This is a genomic window from Serratia sp. Res13-Sevr-LER1-36-b, from assembly GCF_015673035.1.
Lineage (GTDB): Bacteria > Pseudomonadota > Gammaproteobacteria > Enterobacterales > Enterobacteriaceae > Chania > Chania fonticola_C.
Map to the genome: position 1 here is coordinate 1 of NZ_JADACK010000042.1, position 2,917 is coordinate 2,917.

A 2,917-nucleotide genomic window follows, 5' to 3' on the forward strand; every position below is an offset into this window, starting at 1 on the left:
TGCAAACTGCGGGCACCACACGAGGTGATACCGGCTTCGTGATGGCACTGAACAACTGTTCTGGCACCCTGCAAACCGCTTCCGCGTTCTTCGAAGCAGGTGCTTCCGTTGACCAGGTGACTGGCCGCCTGAAAAACATGACCGGTGGTGCAACTGGCGTCAGCCTGCAACTGCTGGACGGCTCAAGCCCGTCTCCGGCAGTGATCCAGGCGGGTAACCAGAACCAGGTCACCAACACCACTTATAAAGACATTTCAAGCGGTAGTGCAAGCCTGCCATACATCGTTCGCTACTATGCCGAAGCGCCAACGACTGCCGGTACCGTGGTCAGCAACGTAGTGTACTCCATCCAGTACCAGTAATGGACTGTGGGAGGGGGATGTCCCCCTCCCAACTCGCCTGACCGTTTGGAGCTAATCATGAAGTTTCTCACACACACAACACACCAGATTTGTACGTTGGCGGCCTTGGCGCTGTTCAGCACCCATGCGCTGGCCAGCGTGGTCATCAGCGGTACCCGCGTGATTTACCCGTCGGATGCGAAGGAAGTCAGCGTCAAAATCAGCAATGTGGGCCCCTCGCCGGTGCTGCTGCAAAGCTGGATCGACAGCGGCGATGCCAATGCCAAACCATCAGCCATCAAAGTCCCATTCGTGCTGACCCCGCCGATGAACCGTGTCGAACCCGGTAAAGGCCAGACATTGCGTATCAGCTACGCTGGCGGTGCATTACCGATGGATAAAGAGTCGGTGTTCTGGCTAAACGTGCTGGAAGTCCCGGCCAAGAGTCAGGCCAAAACCGACGAAAACAAGCTGCAGATGGCGTTCCGTACCCGCATCAAGCTGTTCTATCGCCCGGCAGGCCTGCAAGGCAATGCCAACGATGCCGCCAAGGCGGTTACCTGGAGTACCCAGGGGAGCCAGGTCCAGGCCACCAACCCGACGCCGTTCTATGCCTCGCTGGTCAATCTGTCCATCAACGGCAAGAAGCTCGACAGTGCGATGATCGCCCCGCGCAGCGCCATGACGCTGGAATTACCCGGTCAGGCGGGAAGCAAAATCAACGGAACCTATGTGAACGATTACGGTGCTGTACTGCCCTTCGATGCAGTCGTGAAATAAGCACCCACAACGTCCCATCACATTAATTATCGTCTTCACCATTATTCAGGAAATACGTTCTTGAAAGGATCTCTTATGTCTACATCTTTGCAATCAGATCTCCAGAGTCGGCTTTCTCCTCTGGCGATGGCCATGTTATCGACCTTTTTTGTTAGCGGCGTCCAGGCGGAAACCGCCCCCTCAGCGCCACAAGAGATCGCAAAGAACCTGGAGTTTGATCCGTCTTTCCTGAATGTTGATGATGAAAAGTCGGTTGATCTCAGCCGGTTTGCCAATGGCTCGTCGGCCCTCCCCGGCACCTACAAGACGGCGGTGTACGTCAACGAACAACTGGTCAGCAATGCCGATATCGAGTTCAAGGCGCGCGCGGATAAAACCGTGTATCCCTGCCTGACCAGCGAGTTGATCAAGAACATCGCGTTCAATTACGAGAAGTTGCCCTCGGACTTTTTAAGCCAGCAAAACGCTGGCGAGCAGTGTCTCGACCTGCAGCAAAAAATTCCTGAAGCCCAGGTCAATTACGACAGTAACGAACAGCGCCTGGATATCGTCATTCCCCAGGTGTACATGCTGAACACCGCCCGCGGTACCGTCAGCCCGGAACTCTGGGACAGCGGTGTGCCGGCGTTACTGCTTGGCTACAACGTCAACGGCTACACCAGCGAGTCACGCGGTGAGACCTTCAACTCGCTGTTCGCTGGCGTGAATGCCGGGCTGAACGTCGGGGCCTGGTACCTGCGCCATAACGGCTCCTATACCCGGATGGACAACGGGCCAAACCAGTACAGCAACATCAATACCTACCTGCAGCGCGATGTCCCCGCCCTCAAGGCCCGCGTGTTGATGGGGCAGTCGAACACCACCGGTCAGTTGTTCGATACACTGCCATTTACCGGTATCCAACTGGCCACCGACGAGAGGATGTTGCCCGAATCCCTGCGCGGCTACGCGCCGGAGATCCGCGGGATTGCCCGTACCAACGCCCGTGTCACCGTGCGCCAGGGCGATCAGGTGCTGTATGAAACTACCGTCACCCCGGGCGAGTTCCTGATCAACGATCTGTACCCGACCGGCTACGGTGGCGATTTGCAGGTCACGGTACGTGAGTCCGACGGCACCGAGCAGACCTTCAGCGTGCCTTATGCCTCGGTGGCACAGCTGCTGCGCCCGGGCGCCTCACGCTATTCCCTCACCGCCGGTGAAGTCCGCAGCGATAACCTGCGCGAAAAACCGGCGTTGTACCAGGCAACCTACCAATTGGGGCTGAACAACGCCATCACCGGCTACGGCGGCCTGCAGCTCAGCCAGGATTACTACGCGCTGCAACTGGGGGCGGCGGTGGGCACCCCGATTGGCGCACTGGCGTTTGATGCCACTCAGGCACGTACCCATCTGCAAAACAGCACCGATGAGAATGGCCGACATCAGTCAGGCAACAGCCTCAGCGGCCAAAGCTATCAGGTCAGTTACAGCAAATTGATTAGCGAGACCAACAGCAACCTGTCGCTGGCGGCCTACCGCTTCTCGACCGACGGCTACATGGATTTCATGACGGCGATGCAGACGCGCGACGCCGTGGCGCAGGGGTTTTCTCCCGACTCGATCTGGCGGGCCAAGAACCGCCTCACCCTGACCGCGGGCCAGGGGTTACCGGACAACTGGGGACAACTGTATGTCAGTGGTTCGCTGCAGAACTACTGGAACAAGGACGGCAGCGAGAAGCAGTATCAGGTGGGGTACAACAACCGTTACAAAAGCCTGTCCTACGGTCTCAGTGCTAACCGGACTTTCTCCAG

At 57.7% G+C, this 2,917-nt stretch carries 3 protein-coding genes; all 3 read left to right on the top strand.

Annotated features, from left to right (window positions below; genetic code table 11):
• The coding region (locus tag IMQ33_RS23780; protein WP_196067769.1) for a fimbrial protein at nucleotides 1-362 on the top strand (362 nt) is incomplete at its 5' end.
• 57 nt (nucleotides 363-419) lie between these two features.
• Nucleotides 420-1,121, top strand: a complete 702-nt coding sequence (locus IMQ33_RS23785; protein ID WP_196061960.1) for a molecular chaperone — start codon at nucleotides 420-422, stop codon at nucleotides 1,119-1,121.
• 75 nt (nucleotides 1,122-1,196) lie between these two features.
• Nucleotides 1,197-2,917, top strand: a 1,721-nt coding sequence (locus IMQ33_RS23790; RefSeq protein ID WP_196061961.1) for a fimbria/pilus outer membrane usher protein, incomplete at its 3' end; no start/stop codon positions are given.